The sequence below is a fragment of the Fodinibius saliphilus genome (genome assembly GCF_005869845.1).
Lineage (GTDB): Bacteria > Bacteroidota > Rhodothermia > Balneolales > Balneolaceae > Fodinibius > Fodinibius saliphilus.
Genome location: NZ_VAWF01000003.1, coordinates 76,888 through 96,528, shown reverse-complemented (window position 1 = coordinate 96,528; position 19,641 = coordinate 76,888). Strand labels below are relative to the sequence as shown.

Here is a 19,641-nt window from a genome sequence, read left to right as displayed (position 1 = left end):
ATCCCACCCATTGAAAAAATCGACCGGCCGGCAGGAATGCTCCGCCACTTTCAGGCGTTGTGGTAGCGAAATATTTCAACGTGAAAATAAATTACCGCAATGTCTGATCAGAAATTATTTACCCCTGTTACCGTAGGAAACAACACCTTAACAAACCGGCTGGCCATGGCGCCGATGACGCGCAACCGGGCCCATAACGAGGCCAATGCGCCCACCGACCTCCACGCCGAGTACTACAGCCAGCGGGCCTCGGCCGGGCTTATCCTCTCCGAAGGGTCCCAGGTATCGCAACAAGGCATGGGCTATATCGACACGGCCGGCATCCACAGCAAGGAACAAGTGAAGGGCTGGAAGACCGTCCTCGACCGGGTGCACGAGAAGGGTGGGGTGATGTACTGCCAGCTCTGGCATGTGGGCCGCGTATCGCACGCCTATTTCCAGGACGGCGACGCCCCTGTTTCATCATCTGCCAAAAATGCCGGGGGAAAATCCTTTACCCCCAACGGCTTTGAGCCTACCGCTACCCCGCGCGCCCTCTCCACGGATGAGGTTGTGGAGGTGGTGGAAGAGTTTCGCCGGGGCGCCCGCAATGCCATCGACGCGGGCTTTGACGGGGTGCAGATCCACGGGGCCAACGGCTACCTGGTGGAGCAGTTCCTGCATGACTCCATTAATGATCGCACCGACCGATACGGAGGATCCATCGAAAACCGCGCCCGCTTTCTTTTTGAGGTGCTGAATGCGGTCATTGAGGAAGTTGGAGCGGAACGCACATCGCTGCGCCTGTCGCCCAGCAACCTGATGAACACCGACAACGATTCGCAGTCGAAGGCGCTGTATGAGTATGTCATTCGTCGCCTCGACGAGGAGTATGAGCTGGCCTTCCTGGAGCTGGTGGAGCCGCTGGCGGACTTGAGTAATCATGAGCACCTGGCGAAGAATGTGCTGGATACCTACGGGCCGCTCTACAACGGCGTGTTAATGACCAACGGCGATTACAGCCGCGAGGAGGCGATCGCCATCGTTGAAGAAGGCAAGGCCGATATGGTCTCCTTTGCCAAGCTCTTTCTGGCCAATCCCGACTTGCCTAAGCGCTTTGCAATTAATGCGGAGCTGAATGAACCGGATACGGCTACCTTCTATGGCGGCGGTGAAGAGGGCTATACCGATTATCCCTTCCTGGATGAGGTAAAGGTGAACACTGAATAAGCGGTGGTGTAGAATCTAAAGGGCATCCCCTATACCTGTGCCAATCGATTCAAAGAGATGGTTCGGCTACGCTCACCATGCCAGGCGTTGATGGGGAATAATAAAAGCAATGTCATTACGAGGAGGCTTGCCGACGAAGTAATCTCCCGGAACAGGTTCGCCTAGTATCTGAAAGGCAGCAGATTCAGGATACGGGGTAATTGGGAATTCGTGATGAGTGAAGGCAGGATGGTGGAGGTTGGATATTTTAGTCCGTCGGCCATCATCGGTCACACTTTGTTACAGGAGATTGCTTCTTTGCCGACCGACGGTTCGCGATAACGGGCATTGGTGTTTGAGAATTTTTTGAGCCTGTTGTTATTGCCATCCCGCATATAGGTATAGTAACCAACGTGTTTTTTCATAATATCCTCCAACTCTATAGTACATATCTATGGTACCAACCTTGAGACAACTATTCGTAAAGAGTTTTTTACTCATAACAGCAGCTTGTTTGTTGACATTAGTAAGCTGTGAAGGTCCGCAGGGACCTGAAGGCTCCCAAGGGATCGAAGGTCCACAAGGGCCGATTGGCCCGTCCGGTGAGGATGGCAGTGTCATCTATGCCGACCAAGGGGCACCAACCGCTGATATCGGCAAAAGTGGTGATTATTACCTGAATCAAAATACCGGTGAACTATACGGCCCAAAAGACAGTAACGGCTGGGGAAGTCCTGGTATCGTATTAATGGGCAGTGATGGACAGGACGGAGCCGACGGACAGGATGGTGCTGACGGTAATGAAATCCACTCCGGAAGCGGCCCGCCTGATGCCACAGTAGGTTCTGTGGGTGATTTTTACCTGGACAAAACTAATTACGACCTTTATGGTCCCAAAACGTGGCCTAACAAAATCAGTAATGGGTGGAGTACTCCATTGAACCTGAAGGGAGCTGATGGTAATGCCAATGTAACACGGTATATCTTTCCCGGGCATGATTTTTCGGCTGATGACTATGCCACTGCCAGTATTTCCGGAATTACTAATCCGGAGGAAAGTGCCTGGGTAGTGTATTTACAAGTTAGTAGCTACACCTATCATATGCCGGGATGGGGATTAAATGGATCCAGTGAATATCGGGTCTTTCGCAGGAACTCCACGTTTGGGATCCATTTGCAAACGGGATCTGGGGAAGCATATGATCACATTGAAATTGTTCGTATTGAATCCAGTAGTACTGAAGATCAAACAACACAGATACAATCCATTATCCCTGAGCAGCTGGATATTTCGGACTATGAGGCGGTATCTGACTATTATGGCTTTGAACAGCAATAATCAATTAGTTTTCAGTAAGTAAACCGTTTTAAAAACGCCCAGATCCAGAACTTTAGCGGATCCAGCAGTTATACTCACCAGCCGCTCCACGGGTACTCGGCCGACAGGCGGAGCGGGGTGGGTTTTAAAAGCAGTGTCATTACGAGGAGGCTTGCCGACGAAGTAATCTCCCGATCACCGCTCGCCTAGTAGCTAAAAGATAACCTTCACACCTCAACCAGTTGCTTCAAGGAGATTGCCGCGTCGTTCCGTTAACCCACGGTACTCATCGCAATGACAGACGTTTGTCACTTCCCTTTCCACAGCCCTACGGCACCGCCAACAGTAGCAGCTGCTCCGCCCACCATCATCCAGATGGCTTTATCAGAGCCAGAGCCCCCGAAGAATTTATCTACCTCCGATTGAAAGGACTGGTATTCATCATATCCGAAATAGAGTAACAGGAGTCCACCGACCAAGAGTGCTGAAAAGATGACTTTTTTCATGCTATATGGGTTGATTAATGAGTATGCCCATAGCTACTAAAAATTACCACCATCGTCAATTTCTATTCCGGGGCTTGGAAGGTGATAATTGACTCGTGTTATTGGAGGTTAAAAGTTACATGTTAAAATGTTGGATGTTGAAGGTTGGAAAGTTAGATGCTAAAGGTTGGATTCGTCGGTCGTCTGTCATCGGTCACCCGTCGTCCGTTATTCACACTTAAAACTTAATCACTAAAAAAGTGTCTTTCCCCTCAACAAAACCGTACCTTTCATCGAACCACTTCTAATTTTTTTAGTACTCCCCTTTTTATGAGAAATGACGACGTCATCCAAAGCATCCGCTATATGCTGGATATTGATGATCACGAAATTACCAAGATTCTGAAACTCCGCGGCTATAAACCGGAACGGGGAGAGGTTGCTGCTATTTTTGAAACCCAGGATCTGCCGGAAGGCGAAAAAGGCCCGGATTGTAGTCATGAGCTGATGGGCCATTTCCTGGACGGCCTGATCTATTATAAACGTGGCAAAAGCGATAAGCATCCACCCCGACCGATTAAAACACCCATTACCAATAACATTGTGCTCAAGAAATTGCGAGTGGCGTTTAAACTGCGCGAAGAAGATATGCATGATGTACTGGAGGAGGGCGGCTTTTCGATATCCAAACCGGAGATGAGTGCTCTGTTCCGTCGTGAGGGACATGAGAACTACCGCGAGTGCGGGGATCAAATATTGCGCTACTTCCTGAAGGGACTGACGGAAAGGTTTAGAGGTTAGGGGGTTGAAGGTTAAATGTTAAAGGTTGGATGTTGAAAAGTTGCAGGCTAAATGTTGGATGTTGGGTTGGCGGTCGTCCGTCCACCGTCAGCGATCGAGTCTTGTTGCCCAGTTGCTTATAAAGCTTAATCCCCGGTAAAAACATCGAACTCCAAAATCAGCGAAAAAGTATGATTTTGAGTGCCGATTATGCTTATCTTCAGCCATTGTTTTGAGTTCCATTCATTCTATTCCTAAATCAATTTTATATCTCCGTGAGTGATCAGAAAGTAATATTCTCGATGGTTGGGGTCAGTAAGGTTTATAAGCCCAACAACTTTGTACTTAAAGATATCTACCTCTCCTTCTTCTATGGAGCCAAAATTGGGGTCCTCGGTAATAATGGATCCGGTAAAAGTACGCTGCTAAATATTATTGCCGGCAACGATGAGGAGTACCGGGGCGAGATATCCCGACAGAAAGGGGTAACCTTTGGAATGCTTCCGCAAGAACCCAAACTCAATCCCGATAAAACGGTAAAGGAAATTGTGCAGGAAGGCGTGCAGGAAAAGATCGACCTACTGCAGGAATATGAAGATGTAAATGCGGCTTTTGGAGATCCCGACGCCGATATTGAGAAGCTGGTCGAAAAGCAGGAAAAGCTGCAAGAAAAGATTGAGCAGATGGGCGCCTGGGACCTGGACAGCAAGCTCGATCAGGCGATGGATGCCCTGCGCACTCCACCGGGCGATACATCGGTAGAAGTGCTCTCGGGTGGTGAAGCACGCCGGGTTGCGCTCTGTCGACTGCTACTACAGAAGCCCGATGTTCTGCTTCTCGATGAGCCTACGAATCATCTGGATGCAGAATCGGTGGCCTGGTTGGAACAACATCTGGATCGCTATGAAGGTACGGTTATCGCTGTTACGCACGATCGTTACTTCCTGGATAATGTTGCAGGGTGGATCCTGGAGCTGGATCGTGGTGAAGGTATTCCCTTTGAAGGAAATTACAGCTCATGGCTGGAGCAGAAGCAGGATCGCTTGAAACAAGAAGAGAAACAGGAGTCGAAACGACAGCGTACCCTGCAAAAAGAGCTGGAGTGGATTCGGCAAAATCCGAAAGGCAAGCGCTCAAAAAGCAAAGCGCGTATCAACAAGTATGAAGAGCTTCTTTCTGAAGAACGCAAAAAGAAGCGGGAAGATATGGAGATCTTTATCCCGGCCGGACCGCGCCTGGGTGATAAAGTGATTGAAGCTAATGATGTATCCAAGGGCTTTGGCGAACGCCTTCTCATTGAGGATATGAATTTCAGTCTGCCTCCCGGCGGTATTGTAGGAGTCATCGGTCCCAATGGTGCCGGTAAATCGACGCTCTTCAAAATGATTACGGGTGAAGAAGAGCCGGACAGCGGTGAAATAGAGATTGGAGAAAGTGTGGAACTGGGCTATGTGAACCAGAAGCGTCCGCTCAATCCCGAGAAAACCATATGGGAGGAGATCTCCGGTGGCAAAGATACGGTGAAACTGGGTAACCGAGAGATCAACTCACGGGCCTATACCGCACGGTTTAACTTTAGCGGCAGCGATCAGCAAAAGCGCTGCAGCGAAATATCGGGTGGCGAACGCAATCGTGTACACCTGGCTAAAATGTTAAAACAGGAGGCCAATGTGCTGCTGCTTGATGAGCCTACTAACGATCTTGATGTGCATACGCTACGTGCCCTTGAAGAGGCCCTGCTTGATTTTGCGGGCTGTGCAGTGGTTATTTCGCACGACCGCTGGTTCCTGGATCGTATTGCTACCCACATGCTGGCTTTTGAAGGCAACAGCCAGGTATACTGGTTCCACGGCAACTACTCGGAGTATGAGGATAACAGGGAGAAACGACTGGGCTCACGCTACCATCCTGAACGCGTACAGTACAAGAAGCTGATGCGCGACTAGTAGCATTTGTGAGAACAGCGAGTGGACAGGAATGAATCGGTCGGACGTTACTCCTTTTTCATGCCGGTCTGAGTTACAAAGTTATGCCAGCAGGAGAAATGTAATTCATAATTCAACATTCAGAACCCAACATTCCCTTGTCACCTAATCACCTATTAATTCATACTCCGAATCCCAAAAAAATCAATCAATAACCTCCCCAGGTAACTTCACTTTTTTCTGAAACTCCTGCCATTCACTTTCAATTTTTTCAAGCTCTCCATTGAGCGTTTCAAAACGGTTGTAGGCATCATTACCGGGACGCTGATCCGCTGAAATGGTCATATAATATAGATACTCCAGCTGGTCGATAAGCATAGGTGGTTGGTAACTCCCTTCTTCAGAGGTCACCAGTTCGCGGTACAGTTCGTCAAGCGTGTTAGTCACTTCTTGGGCTTTGTCACCAGTAATATCTCCACGCACCCTGGCAGAATCCACGCGGCTCCGCATCGTATCCATAGCTGCAGCCATTTTCTGTGACTTCCCAATGGCATCACGAATATCCAGGTTAAGCTCTAACTGTGCCTGCAAGTCTGCTTTACTTACCCCATCGGTTTTTATGCGTGGATCAATCTGTAGATCTAACTCACGAGTCTGACTCCAGTCGCCAATTGTCAGACGTACCTTGTATTTACCCGGTACGGCCAGCGGTCCGGCACCAACGCCAAAGTACTGCTCCCCTTCGGAGGAAGCGATCGTTTTATCGGGATACCGGAGATCCCAAGTAAAACGGTTGTGCCCTTCCTTAATCTTAAAACGGTCAGGCTTTCCAATTTTTTCAGGGCCAGGGGCTTTCATATTGGCTTGATCAGCTTTAGGAGTCTCAGTCTCTTCATCGCCACCAGCTTTTCCCACAAATTGACGAATAACCGTGCCCTCGTCGGTCAGAATATCCAAGACAACGGGCTCCTCTGGTATTTCATCCAGGTAGAAATCGAGCATTGCCCCTGCCTCTGGGTACTGCGGCACATCAGACCCGAACCCCCAATAGTCCATCCGATAAGCGTCACGCGGCTCGAATAGGTGATGTTTAGTCTTACTAAGTTCATCACTTAGCTGATGTAGCGGCGTCAGGTTATCCAAAATCCAAAAACCACGCCCCATCGTCGACAACACCAGGTCTTTCTGGTGCACCTTAATTTCCGTGATGGGTGAGACAGGCAATCCCTGCTCCAACTGTTGCCAGTGCGTACCATCATCAAAAGAAACAAAAAGCCCAAAATCAGTCCCTGCATACAACAGGCCTTTGCGATCAGGATCTTCCCGGACAACACGCGTCGGGTAGTCCGAGGGAATACCGTTTTCACCATTGCTCAACAGCTTCCAGCTTTCACCAAAATCGGTGGTTTTATAAATATAGGGATGAAAATCATCCAACAGGCGACGCTGCACAGCAATATAGGCTGTACCCGCGGTATGAGGAGAAGGCTCAATGCCATCCACACGACCATCTTCTGGAAGATCCTCGGGCGTAATATTGATCCAGTTTTCTCCCCCGTCTTTAGTAATATGAACCGGCCCGTCATTGGCCCCGGCCCAAATGACATCCGGACTATGGGGAGAAACTTCAATGGAATAGAGCGTACTATAATGCTCTTCCCCGGTGATATCTCGCGTAATAGGTCCACCCGAAGCTACTTGGTACTTATCTTTAAAAGCCGTTAAATCGGGACTGATCGTTTCCCACTTTTCACCTCCGTTAGTGGTGCGATGCACAAACTGTGAACCGTGATACACTACGCTGGAATCGTGTGGCGATACCTCAATAGGCGATACTCGCTGAAAACGATACTCCAGCTTGGCAGGATTTCGTCCATACATATACTGCGCTCCCACCCAATACTGCTTCTCCTGTCCGGTCTCTTTATTGTACCTGCCAAAGCGCCCCTTACAGTTAGCAAATACAACAGTATGATTATTAATTTGCGGTACTGCCGGCCCCGTTTCGCAACCTCCAATCATATGCCAAAGTCCTTGCGGGGTTTCCGAACTCTCAGCCGGGGGCAGGCTGGGTACTGAAATTGTTGAATTATCTTGCTGACCGGAGTACAACCAATACGGGAAACGATTATCCACGTTAACCTGGTAGAGTTCTGCTGTTGGCTGATTGTACTGCGTAGACCAGCTTTCTCCACCATCCAGTGTTACGGTAGCACCACCGTCATTCCCCTGCACCTGTATGTTAGGATTGTCGGGGTTGATCCACAAATCATGCACATCGGCGTGTGTTACTGATTTGCGTTCAAACGTTTCGCCTCCATCATCAGAAACCCAGTAGCGTACATTTCCCACATAAATTTTATCGGGATCTTTAGGGTGGGCTGTAATATTCGTGAAATAAAAGGGGCGGCTCATAATATCCTCTTTATCGCTGATCTGCTTCCAACTCTCGCCGCGATCCTCAGACCGATAGAGTCCCTGTTTATCACCCGGAGCTTCAACAAGGGCATAAATACGATCCGGATTAGCAGGCGTCACCGCAAAATCAACTTTCCCTATAAGTCCCTGTGGCAATCCTTTTTCCAGCTTTTTCCAGTTATCACCGCCATCCATAGACTTATAGATACCATCCTCTTTAGCCGCACCGCTGATAATCGTCCACGGCTTTCGTTCGGCCCGCCACATGGCAGCATAAATTTCGTCCGGGTTCTGGGGATTCAACTCCAAATCAATCGCCCCGGTAGAATCAGAAAGGAAAAGCACCTTTTCCCAGTTTTCTCCTCCATCCTTAGAACGAAACACGCCACGCTGTGAATTTTTACCAAAAGGATGACCCAATGCTGCAACATACACTAAATCAGGGTTTTCAGGATGCACCTCTACCGCTCCTATTTGTCCAGCTTCTTCCAGACCAATAAACTCCCAGCTGTTGCCGGCATCCGTAGATTTATACATTCCACGACCGGTCGTCACATTTGCACGAATACCATCAGTGCCTGTTCCTACATAAATAGTACTCGTATCCGATTCTGTTACCTCAATAGCCCCTATGCTGGTGCTCTTAAATCCTTTTCCGTCGGTAAGATTTTGCCATGAACTGCCATAGTCCGTTGTTCGCCAGACTCCACCACCACCGGCAGCCCCCATATAAAAAGTGTGGGGATGCCCCGGATGGCCCTCAACTGCTGTTACACGTCCACCACGACTAGGTCCAACTGTGCGAAATTCCAGATCTTGATAAAATGAATGGTCATAGGTATTGGATTGCTCTTCTTGTCCTACTACCTGTTGGGGAGACAAAAAACATCCTCCCAAGAAAATTAAAAAGCCTGCCGCAATTGATTTTACCAATTTCATAGATACCCTTATTGATTAACGCCGTATTTAATGCAAAATAATTAACGAAATAGAAGGAGAGATAAAAGCAGATTTATCAGGGATTTACATTTTTCTATGGTACCGGGCAGATTCCCATACTCATCTGTAAAAAGAACGATCCAATAATTAAGATCATTAGCAGTGTAAAAATCACGGTCTTCACCGGAGAGTTGTTTGATTCATCCTGCGTATCCATGCTAAAGAAACGTATCATAACTGACCTCACTGTTTCATCGTAATTTATTTACGTTCGAGGTATTGGATTGAAAAGTAATTATTGTTATCAGTCCAAACCTGCTCAACGGAGTACCATTGACTCACCAACTCCTCAAAATCACGTAACGAGTATTTATACGAATTTTCGGTGTGGATGGATTCCCCTTCTTTAAAATAAATCTGCTCTCCGGCAATTGTTACTGTCTGTTCTTGTTGGGATACCAGGTGCATCTCTACCCGCCCGCACTCTTCATTATAAAATGCATCATGTTTGAAGGCATCGATATCAAAGTCGGTACCCAACTCTCGATTTAACCGCACCAATATATTTTTATTGAAAGCAGCGGTTATCCCCTGCTCATCGTTGTAGGCCTTCTCTATTATTGTCTTATCCTTTTTTAAATCAACCCCTATCAACATCGCTGAATCAGCATCGGTGACTGAGCATACGGTAGCAAAAAATGATCGGGCTTCTGCAGGCCGAAAATTTCCAATAGTCGATCCCGGAAAAAACACCAGCTGCTTTTGATAACTGTCACCAAGGTTAGGTAAGTCAAACTCTGAGGTGTAATCAGCAAATACCGGTATAATCGATATTCGGGGATACTCCATCCGCAAATTATTAACCACCTTAAGCAAATATTCTTCTGATATATCTACCGGCACATACGCTGCAACTGATGAAAGCTTTTCAAAAAGCAACCGCGTTTTTGAACTACTTCCGCTTCCTAGTTCTATAAGTAGTGATTTGGGACCAACCTGCTCACCGATCTCCACTATATTCTCCTGTAAAATGGAGCGTTCTGTTCTCGTCAGGTAGTACTCATCCAGGTAGGTTATCTGTTCAAACAGTTCCGATCCTTTTTCATCATAAAATAATTTTGACGGTAATTCTTTTTGCTGCTGTTGTAATCCTTCTAAAACCTCTTCCAACATCGATTCGTGATTTACTGTAGCGCGATCATCCATAGATATTGACTACATTTATGAATAGTTTGATGTGTGATCAGTCCTCTTTTTAAGCATTGTAAAAGTCGATACGTTTAGTGCTTGATTAAGCAGCATATCTATAAAGAGTAACGAGAAAAACAGTATACTTTTACAACAAAAAGCATGGTAGCATTTTTTTTATCACAGATAACTTCCAGGAACTTATTTAGCTATCGAAATACTTTACAATCAAGACTTATTTCAATTTCTACTTTTCTCTATAGAAGTAAACTTTTTTTCTGTCAGGGTCTTTTCCGCTTCTTATTTTAACTCCTTTTTCTTGGTTATATTGATATACTGCTGTCCGCATGGAGTTAACACTTTTGTCACTTTCATAGTCAACTTCAATAGCCTCTCCCCCTACCTCAAGCTTATCAAGCGCCTTTAACAAGGGTTTAAACTTAGAGGCCCTTTTTTTAGAGCTGTATATCTTTTCCCTGTCTACAAACTTAATATCCATCTTTTACCCTATAACTATTAATAAAGCATTCTAGAAAAATATAAGACAAATTATATTGCGTTACATACTAATGACATTAGCAAATAACCATTATTGCCTTATATACATTCATTATTCAATAAAAAAAGTCTGCAGGAAAATATCCTACAGACTTTGAACATGAATGTTTAGTTATATCAATTATTGTATTTCGTAAAATTGTTTGTAGACATAATCCCAAAAATCTGCCAAGTTAGAACCCTTATTATGTGGATTCTTTGAAGTGGATGATTTCATTGCATCCAGACAGGCTTTTTCTTTTGCATCATAGTAGGCTTTTAACTGATGCGCAGTGGGATCTTCGATCATCTCTTCGAACTTCTTAACTTTCTCAGGCATAGATAATAAGTTTGGTTCTTTTTTATCTGTTAACGTAGGAACAGGGCAAAAAATTTCCCACTAATTTCTAATAAAGCAGTTTAAACGTGAGATTGCAAGAGTTTCGTTCGGCAAATCCCCTTATATACAGCCCTATTTTAAAGGGAATAATCAAATTACCACCTTCAATACAAGAGGCATATGATCGGAATTGTTCTCTCGCAAAACTTTCATTTCAATAATTTTCCAATTTTGTTCTGACAGAAAGAAATAATCAATTCTGCTTGAAGGATTATCATACGGTATTGTTCGTTTTATGTTTCCTGCTAACTTGGCAGCATCAACCCATTTTTTAACGGTAATGTGATATGGCTTCTGTTCTGGAGTAAAATTAAAGTCCCCTGCAATGATGGCAGGGGAATCGCCATTAGAAAAATAGCTGTTTATTTTTTCTATTTGTGCAACCCTGTTTTTTTGATACTGATGACACAGATGTGTTCCTCCAAATCTAATATACTGCTGTTTATCAATTGGATATTCTGCTACTATAAGAGTACGGGGCTCTCCACCTTTAGGAATGGGAAGTGCAACTTTTTCAACGTTCAGAGATGTATTCGCCAATAACCCTTCCCCATACCCTCCACCATCAAAATCCATAGCCTTACCAAAATACCCATACATGCCTGTTTGTTCAGCCAGCTTTTTCACTTGGTTAACCGGAACTCCATCGTTTAGGTCAGCCGATCGCCCTGTTAAGCTATCAACCTCTTGCAGGGATACTAAATCCGGACTTACCCGATTTATGACCGAAGCGATCTCTTCCAGGTTACTTTCTCCGCTCTTATAAAAATGCTCTCCGTGATAAATATTGTAACTCATTACCGTCAGGGTATCCTGACCAGCTGCAGGGGAAGCCAGAAAACTGAGAACGACACAACAAAAGATCGATAGATAATTAACCATAACTATACATTTTAGGGTATACAATTTTTGCCCTCAGATTCAGCTATTATAACTATATTTTTCTACTCACTCATGAAATTAATTCCTCTGGCCATCCGAAAGCGGCTGTACTCGGGCTCGAACGACCATACACTGATCGAAGACGTGCCTGCGTTAGAAGTTTCTACAGATTAATACCTTGGCGTATTCTAGGGGGGCAGTCATTACCCAAAAGGTCGGAGTGGGCCAGTAAGAAATTTTAAAATTACAAAAATAAAACCCCCTGCCTCTATATACAGGGGGTTTTATGCTCACTTATCACTATTCAGTACAATTATATTGGCTATTTTTTAAAACGGGCCATTAGGATCAAAAATGCGATCATTTTCGATCCACTTTCCACCTGTAAAGTCGGGAAACTCTACCGGGGCCCCGCCCTCTGCAATGGAGTTTTCTGACAGAGGTGAAATTACGCTCCACGCCGCAGCATCATATACATCTTGTGGCGTTGGCGCTTGGTTCTTAATAGCTTCCACAAAAGCATTCCGAACGAAGTAATCCATACCTCCATGTCCGGCCCCCTCTGCTTCACGCTCGTACCGTTGCCAAAGTTCAGAATCAAACTCATCCTGGTACTTGTCGAAGTCTTCCCAACGGTGAGCATCGCTGCGCCCCCTGATGTGAACGGCATCGCGTTCCATCTGCCAGATACCGTTAGTACCCTGCGCTCTAAAGCCCAACGAATACGGTCTGGGAAGAGTAGTATCAAAGGTAATGATGATCGTCTCACCATTAGCCGTTGTTATCGTTGAGGTAACAATATCGCCAGTCTTCCAGTCAACCTCTTCATTGGGATGATCCTTGCCACCATAATGTTCGATATGACTTTCCAGTCCTTTCGCTTTAGTAGCATTGGCCGTAAGCTTCACAAATCGATTTCCACGGTTAATATCCAACCAATGGGCTACAGGACCGATACCGTGGGTTGGGTAATGATCCCCGTTTCGTTTTGTATAGTGCTCGGTTCGCCAGCTTGACACACTGCCCGTACCGGGTCCATACTCCAGATCCTCATTAAAAATATAGGGTGTTAAATCGTGCTGATATCCACATCGTGCATGGATCATCTCTCCAAACAATCCTTCGCGCACCATATTTAAAATGGCCATTACATCTCGCCGATAGCATACATTTTCCAGCATCATACAGGGCATACCCGTACGTTCCGAAACCTGTACCAACTCCCAGCAATCTTCGATGGTGAGTGCAGCAGGCACTTCAACGCCGGCGTACTTACCGTTCTCCATGGCTGCCACGGCCTGCCGGGTATGATCCACCCAGGGTGAAGCAATAATCACCCCGTCAATATCATCGCGTTCACAGAGCATAATATAATCCTCTTCATTGGAGTACCCTTCAGGACGATCCTGTCCCGCCTTTTCAACCATATCCAGTGCACGGTTCAGGTTCTCTTTTTTGGGGTCCAGTATGGCATTGACTTCCACATCATCACGATTTAGAATGCCACGCAGGTGACTGGTTCCCCGAGCCCCTACACCTAGAAATCCAAGGGACACCGTTCGGTCATCTTTGCCCATAAGCGTTGAGTAGGGTGCCAATGACAGCCCCAGCCCTGTAAGAGCTGAGGTTTTAATAAAGTCTTTACGATTCATCTTCTTTCCCATTTGGCTAAATATTTCTCTTTAAAAATCTAATTATGGATTTTGCTCTAAATTCCTATTCAGCTGCATCTCGCTTTCCGGGATAAAGAACACCATACGAGGATCATTCGGCTGAATAACCTGGGTCGTTTCTCCTGCTTCCAAATGTGTTCCGGGATAGTCACGCACTACTGCACGATCGTTCCTCAACAGATCATACTTACGGTGCCCTTCAAAAGCAAGTTCAAGACGACGTTCTTCAAGCACCACATCCAACAATGTTGAATGATGCTTATAATTACCCACAGTATACAATTCACTACCAGATAAACCGGCTCGCTCACGCAAGCGGTTTACATCATCAATAGCATCCTGATCATTACCAAGCTTAGCATTTGCTTCGGCCCGATTCAAGTACATTTCTGCCAACCGCAGTACCACCGGCGAACTCAGCGAAACGACCCCACCTTGATATGAAAACTTATTGACATAATACTTAGGATAACCATTACGCTTCTCCAATACCGGGTCGCCATTGGGGTCGGTAATAATATTACCATTAGAATCTCGCTTATATTGTGGTTCAATAAAATCGTGACGGGCGTCATCTTCGTAGCGGCCCAGTGCATCACGATATGATTCTGAGGCATACATCTCGCCCCAGCCAACGCCATCAGGTCCTTTCAGGTACATAGATCCGATATTTCCGTACCCATGATCGTTTTCTTCGGTATGCTTGATAGCAAAGATTGTTTCCGGGTTATTTTCATTGGGAATTGTAAAGTATTCACGAAAAGTTGGGGTATCTACAAGCTGGTACCTGTTAGAATCAATAACTTTATTCGCATATTCCCTGGCCAGCTTATTCTCTTCCATATTAAGATATATCCTGGATAACAGTGCATAGGCTGTCTCCGTAGACGCAAAACTGCTATTCTTTTGCTGGGTCATCAAAGAGGCTGCAGTCTTCAGATCATCAATAACAAAGTCATAAACCGCTGCTACCGTTGCTCGCTCAGGACGTTTTTCAACATCCGTAAAATCTACAATGGGGACACCGAGATTCTGCTGAGGATTTTGTACATAAGGCCGGCCAAATATGCTAACCAACTGATGATGAACCAGCGCCCGTAAAAAGAGGTTCTCCCCTTTTATCTGGTCGTACTCAGCTGAAGACTGATCTCCAATGGCCTCTATTACCTTATTGGCTCCAGCAATAACTTTATAACCATCCCGCCACAAGCGTTCGGCATTACCCATGCCTTTGAAATGCTCATAGTTATAGGCGTAAAACAGAGGATCTGTTGTAGTTCCACTTAACGAGACATTATCACCGGGAAACTCATTCATATAAAACAAGTGCTTGGCATAGTAGTAATAGCTATCACCACCAACCAAGATCTGATAATTTCCGCGCGTTGCGGCCTCGAGCCCCTGAACCGTATCAAGGGCCTGTTCGCTGGACTTTCCGTCATAAGGATTGGTAGCCAAATCACAGCTACTCAATACAAACAACATTAGTCCGCATATTGCTACTAATATCTTTCTAACGTCTTTCATATTACTGTATATCAAAGAATTCATAATTATATCTCTCGCACTTAAATTAAAGTCCTAATTCAATACCCAGCAGGTATTTTTTACTTATCGGATACTTGGTACCGGCATATCCTCCGATACCGACCTCCGGATCCATTCCCGAAAAGTTAGTCAGCGTAACTAAATTATCACCACTGACAAATATCCGGGCAGAACGAATACCGATCTGCTCAACAAAAGTGCCGGGTAATGAGTAAGAGAGTGAAACATTTTGCAACCTCAGGTACGAACCATCTTCTAAATAGCGTGACGATGGTTTATTAGATTGTTTATTGCCCCCAAATACTGGCTTAGGATGGGTAGCATCATCACCGGGCTGTTGCCAGCGATTCCAATCGTCTTTCAGCACCATCTGATTATATGTAGCATAAGCTCCATCAGAATCAAACAGCTCGCGCGCCGAATGGTATATTTTATTACCATACACAAAATTGATAAAGGTGTTTAATCGTATACCTTTATATTCCACAACATTTCTAAGTCCGCCACTGAATTCTGGTGAAGCGGACCCAACCTTTTGTAAGGTGGCTTCATTGTAGTTATTGGTTGTTTCCTCTGATACTACATTTCCATCTGCATCTTTGGTCTGCTTAATCCAGAGCGGATCACCGTTATCAGGATCAACGCCTGCCCATTCGCGCATATACCATGTTTGCAGCTCGCTCCCTTCCATAATACGCTGCAGGCCGTTGGGAATATCTTCCCCATCATTAAGCGACAACACCGAATTACTATTAAATGATATATTAAAATCAGTAGTCCAGTTTAACGCTGAGGACTGGATATTTTGAGAAGTAATACCAATTTCGACTCCTCTATTCCGCACGGAACCGATATTCTTCGTTATGCTATTGAAGCCGGTAGTACCCGGAAGACGAACATTTTGCAGGAGATCTTCATTATCTTTTTGATAAATATCCAGCGTCAAATCCACACGATCATACAAACTAATATTGATTCCTACATTAGTCATTCGCGCAACCTCCCACGTCAAATTAGGGTTGGCTATTCGTGCAGGCTGGCTGGCGGGGTTACCGCTATACTGTACCGAGTACCTGTACAATCCACTCTGAAGGTAATTACCGATATTGGCATTCCCGGCAGTACCGTAACTGGCGCGTAATTTCAGGTTTGTAATGGGATCAACATCCTCTAAGAATGCCTCATTACTGATAATCCAGGAACCACCAATGGAATAGAAATTTCCATAGCGGTTGTTATCCCCAAAACGAGAAGACCCATCGCGGCGATAAGAAGCCTTTAAGAAATAGGTCGTATCATAATCGTAGGTGAGCTGGGTCAATGCCGAAGCAAAACGACTTTCTGTTTTGAACCCGCCAATAGAAAAAGCCTCAGCGGTAACGTCAAGGATCTCTAGGCCCGAGAAAATACCCACACCGGTACCCCCCATGCCGTCAGAAAAGTTTCTTTCGTACTCAAAACCGGCAACACCACTTAGACTGTGTTTATCAAACTCTTTACTGAAATGAACCAAGTTTGAAGACAGAAATGAACTCGACTGTGAATAGTAATTATATAACTCTCCACCATTGGTACTCCCTGCCGATGTTCGTTGATCTAAAAATGACTCATTACGATATGTGGAGTAGGTAACCCTATTTGTAGATGTTACATACAACCAATCTGTGATATCATATTCTGCTCGTATATTCGTGGTGAGCTTTTTAGAGTTCTCATTATTGTAATTATACTGCAACGGGTATAAGAAATTGGATTGGTCACGCCCGATCCAACCAGTCTCTTTCCCTGTTTTTAGTTCTCCGTTATTGGTACGGGGTGTATCCCAAGGCATATTAATATACGACTGATATAATGCACTGGTCGGATTATTGTCACTATTGGTATATCGGCCAGACAAACGAGCTTCTACCTTAAAATCATTAGTGAACTGATGATCAACATTGACCCTTCCGCCAAATCGTTCAAAGCCGGTAGCTACCAGCGTACCTTCTTCCTCGTAATAATTTCCTGATACATAAAAGGTCGTATTCTCATTACCGCCAGAAGCCGTTGCCTCATACTTAGTAGTCAATCCCTGTCTAAAAGCAAGATCTTCCCAGTCGGTGTTCACATCTTTAAAAGCGGGATCAAGAATAGGACTGTTAAACGCTTGCTGATAGCTATAGAGCTGCTGACTGTTCATTACTTCAAAGTTCCCGTTCGTATGCCTGTTCCAACCGGCCGTACTACTAACATTAATTTGAGTATCTCCATTACTGCCCGACTTAGTTTGAATAACCACCACTCCGTTAGCGGCTCGCGAACCATACATCGCTGTTGCAGAAGCATCTTTCAGTACGGTCATCGATTCAATATCACCGGGATCAACGGTACCGCCAATCACGCCATCTACTACATACAACGGACTTGCGCCGGCTGAAATAGAGCCGGTACCCCGAATACGGATATCAGCTCCCTCTCCGGGCTTACCGGTACTCGATGTTACAAAAACACCTGTTGCCTTTCCCTGTAATGCTTCAGTAGCCGAAGACGTTGTTACATCATTTAGGTCTTCTGAGCTCACTTGCACTACCGAACTGGAACTTTTCTCTTTCGATTGTTGGGTATATCCTAGTACAAACACCTCTTCCAACGCTTCTGTCGATTGAACCAGCTGCACATCAACGGTTTCCCGTCCATTCACCGCAACCTCTTGCGTTTCAAATCCAATGAACGAAAAAACCAAGACCGCATCAGAACTAACAGTAAGCTCATACTTACCATCTGCTGATGTTGTAGTACCCCGATCACTCGATTTTACACCTACATTTACTGCTGGTAGTGGCTCTCCATCAGCAGCAGAAGTAACAGTTCCACCGACCGTTATATCCTGCGCCTGTAGTGAAAGCGTACCAAATAGAAACAAAACGAAACCTATTATGGTTATTTTTAATTTTTCTGACATATCAACTAACTATTATTAGCGTTATTGCTTGTTAAACGAAAAATCACAACTATATTATCTTTCATTTGCTTACAAATTAAGACTATGTAAACAAAAAGCAACCATTTTATTTTCATTTTGTTTTCATTTAATTTTTTATACATTTCGAAATCTTATTAATTGCAAATTACCAACTAATAAGTATTTTTATAGAACTACAGTAGCTGACTAAAACCATTTTGTATGACCGACTTATTTAATTCAGACATTGAAAACGGTAATCCTTCAAAGGAAAATTATACTTCCTCAGAAATTATTCGTCAGCCCGAAACATGGGAATCGACCTGGAAAAAGGTTCAGGAAGAAAAGGAGAGACTTACAACCTTCCTGAAGAACGTAATAGATCTGGAAAAGCTTAATATTGTACTTACAGGAGCCGGCTCATCCGCATTTGTAGGAAATGTAGTTGCATCTACCTGGCAAAAAGAAACAAAGCATTCTGCAAAGGCTGTTCCTACTACCGACCTTGTTACTCACTGGAAAAATTACATATTACCTTCCGAGCCCCTGCTGTTAATCTCTTTTGCACGGTCGGGAAATAGCCCGGAAAGCACTGCTGCCATTGAGCAGCTTACCAGAGGATGTGATAATGTTTTCCACCTTATCATAACATGCAATCCGGATGGACAGCTTGCCCAAAGGAAAAAAAATAAAAATACTTGTGTCTTCTTGCTCCCTCGCGAGGCCGAAGACCGAAGCTTGGCTATGACCAACAGCTTTACCAGTATGGCTTTAGCAGCCACACTGATTCCGAAACTTCTCACAACCGAAACCGACTATCTTGATTTTCAGATTGATACTCTTTCCGCATATGGTAAAAAGGTGCTCAACAAATATAGCACCTTACTCGAAGAGGTAGCACATAAAGACTTCAATCGGATCGTTTTCCTGGGAAGTGGTCCCCTCCAGGGTATTGCCCGTGAAGCACATCTTAAAGTGCAGGAATTAACCAATGGACAGGTAGTCGGGAAGTTCGATTCCTTTCTTGGCTTCAGGCACGGACCCAAGGCTATTATTGATGACAATACCCTTTTGGTCTATCTTATTTCCAATAATAAAGATACAAACAGGTACGAAAGTGATTTAGTCCGACAAATCAACCAGCATGATATCGGTTTACTTACGCTGGGAATTGCCGAAACCGAATGCATTTCTTCCAATATCGATTATTGTATAACATTGGGCGAGAAACAGCAGCTTGATGAAGCCTTCTGGGCAATTCTCTGTACCATACCTGCCCAAATAATTGGGTTCTATAAATCCATAGATCTTGGTTACAACCCTGACAACCCCTCTCCCGACGGCACCATATCACGGGTAGTAGAAGGCGTGAACATCTATCCGGACTCCATACCCAACGACTTAAAAAACTAACCA

16 protein-coding genes are annotated in these 19,641 nt (G+C 45.0%); 5 read left to right on the top strand and 11 right to left on the bottom strand.

Annotated features, from left to right (window positions below):
- Positions 1–99: 99 nt before the first annotated feature.
- Entirely contained in the window at positions 100–1,209 is a 1,110-nt protein-coding gene (locus FCN14_RS11080; RefSeq protein WP_138431349.1) for an alkene reductase, read from the top strand.
- Positions 1,210–1,478: 269 nt separating this feature from the next.
- Here the strand turns inward: FCN14_RS11080 and FCN14_RS16025 are convergent, their stop codons facing one another.
- A complete protein-coding gene (locus tag FCN14_RS16025; RefSeq protein WP_281280658.1) occupies positions 1,479–1,613 on the bottom strand; it encodes a hypothetical protein in 135 nt (44 codons plus the stop codon).
- Positions 1,614–1,702: 89 nt separating this feature from the next.
- Here FCN14_RS16025 and FCN14_RS11075 point away from each other — a divergent pair, with 89 nt between their 5' ends.
- On the top strand, positions 1,703–2,527 hold the full coding sequence (locus FCN14_RS11075) for a collagen-like domain-containing protein (RefSeq protein WP_138431348.1): 825 nt from the start codon (positions 1,703–1,705) through the stop codon (positions 2,525–2,527).
- A 287-nt stretch (positions 2,528–2,814) separates the two neighbouring features.
- Here the strand turns inward: FCN14_RS11075 and FCN14_RS11070 are convergent, their stop codons facing one another.
- A complete protein-coding gene (locus FCN14_RS11070) occupies positions 2,815–3,012 on the bottom strand; it encodes a DUF3185 family protein (RefSeq protein WP_138431347.1) in 198 nt (65 codons plus the stop codon).
- Between the two features lie 309 nt (positions 3,013–3,321).
- On the opposite strand from FCN14_RS11070, the gene FCN14_RS11065 reads away from it, so the two are divergent.
- Complete coding sequence (locus tag FCN14_RS11065) at positions 3,322–3,792, top strand: YehS family protein (RefSeq protein WP_138431346.1); 471 nt, start codon at positions 3,322–3,324, stop codon at positions 3,790–3,792.
- Between the two features lie 254 nt (positions 3,793–4,046).
- Positions 4,047–5,717, top strand: coding sequence for an energy-dependent translational throttle protein EttA (ettA, locus tag FCN14_RS11060; protein WP_138431345.1), 1,671 nt, complete (start codon positions 4,047–4,049; stop codon positions 5,715–5,717).
- 183 nt (positions 5,718–5,900) lie between these two features.
- On the opposite strand, the gene FCN14_RS11055 is transcribed toward ettA, so the two are convergent.
- The 9 genes from FCN14_RS11055 to FCN14_RS11020 form a co-directional block, all read right to left on the bottom strand.
- Positions 5,901–9,053 (bottom strand): WD40/YVTN/BNR-like repeat-containing protein, encoded by a 3,153-nt coding sequence (locus FCN14_RS11055; RefSeq protein WP_138431344.1) that lies wholly within the window; start codon positions 9,051–9,053, stop codon positions 5,901–5,903.
- 94 nt (positions 9,054–9,147) lie between these two features.
- On the bottom strand, positions 9,148–9,288 hold the full coding sequence (locus tag FCN14_RS15755) for a hypothetical protein (RefSeq protein ID WP_171032897.1): 141 nt from the start codon (positions 9,286–9,288) through the stop codon (positions 9,148–9,150).
- A 26-nt stretch (positions 9,289–9,314) separates the two neighbouring features.
- Positions 9,315–10,259 (bottom strand): L-histidine N(alpha)-methyltransferase, encoded by a 945-nt coding sequence (gene egtD, locus FCN14_RS11050; protein WP_246043153.1) that lies wholly within the window; start codon positions 10,257–10,259, stop codon positions 9,315–9,317.
- Between the two features lie 229 nt (positions 10,260–10,488).
- Positions 10,489–10,740, bottom strand: a complete 252-nt coding sequence (locus FCN14_RS11045) for a hypothetical protein (RefSeq protein ID WP_138431343.1) — start codon at positions 10,738–10,740, stop codon at positions 10,489–10,491.
- Positions 10,741–10,920: 180 nt separating this feature from the next.
- A complete protein-coding gene (locus FCN14_RS11040) occupies positions 10,921–11,118 on the bottom strand; it encodes a hypothetical protein (protein WP_138431342.1) in 198 nt (65 codons plus the stop codon).
- 150 nt (positions 11,119–11,268) lie between these two features.
- Positions 11,269–12,060, bottom strand: a complete 792-nt coding sequence (locus tag FCN14_RS11035) for an endonuclease/exonuclease/phosphatase family protein (protein WP_138431341.1) — start codon at positions 12,058–12,060, stop codon at positions 11,269–11,271.
- Between the two features lie 329 nt (positions 12,061–12,389).
- Positions 12,390–13,724 carry a Gfo/Idh/MocA family protein gene (locus tag FCN14_RS11030; RefSeq protein ID WP_138431340.1) on the bottom strand — a complete coding sequence of 445 codons (1,335 nt, stop codon included), beginning with the start codon at positions 13,722–13,724 and terminating at the stop codon, positions 12,390–12,392.
- A 30-nt stretch (positions 13,725–13,754) separates the two neighbouring features.
- Complete coding sequence (locus FCN14_RS11025; protein WP_138431339.1) at positions 13,755–15,260, bottom strand: RagB/SusD family nutrient uptake outer membrane protein; 1,506 nt, start codon at positions 15,258–15,260, stop codon at positions 13,755–13,757.
- Between the two features lie 46 nt (positions 15,261–15,306).
- Positions 15,307–18,225 (bottom strand): SusC/RagA family TonB-linked outer membrane protein, encoded by a 2,919-nt coding sequence (locus tag FCN14_RS11020; RefSeq protein WP_138431338.1) that lies wholly within the window; start codon positions 18,223–18,225, stop codon positions 15,307–15,309.
- A gap of 222 nt (positions 18,226–18,447) precedes the next feature.
- Here FCN14_RS11020 and FCN14_RS11015 point away from each other — a divergent pair, with 222 nt between their 5' ends.
- Complete coding sequence (locus FCN14_RS11015; protein ID WP_138431337.1) at positions 18,448–19,638, top strand: SIS domain-containing protein; 1,191 nt, start codon at positions 18,448–18,450, stop codon at positions 19,636–19,638.
- Positions 19,639–19,641: the final 3 nt, after the last annotated feature.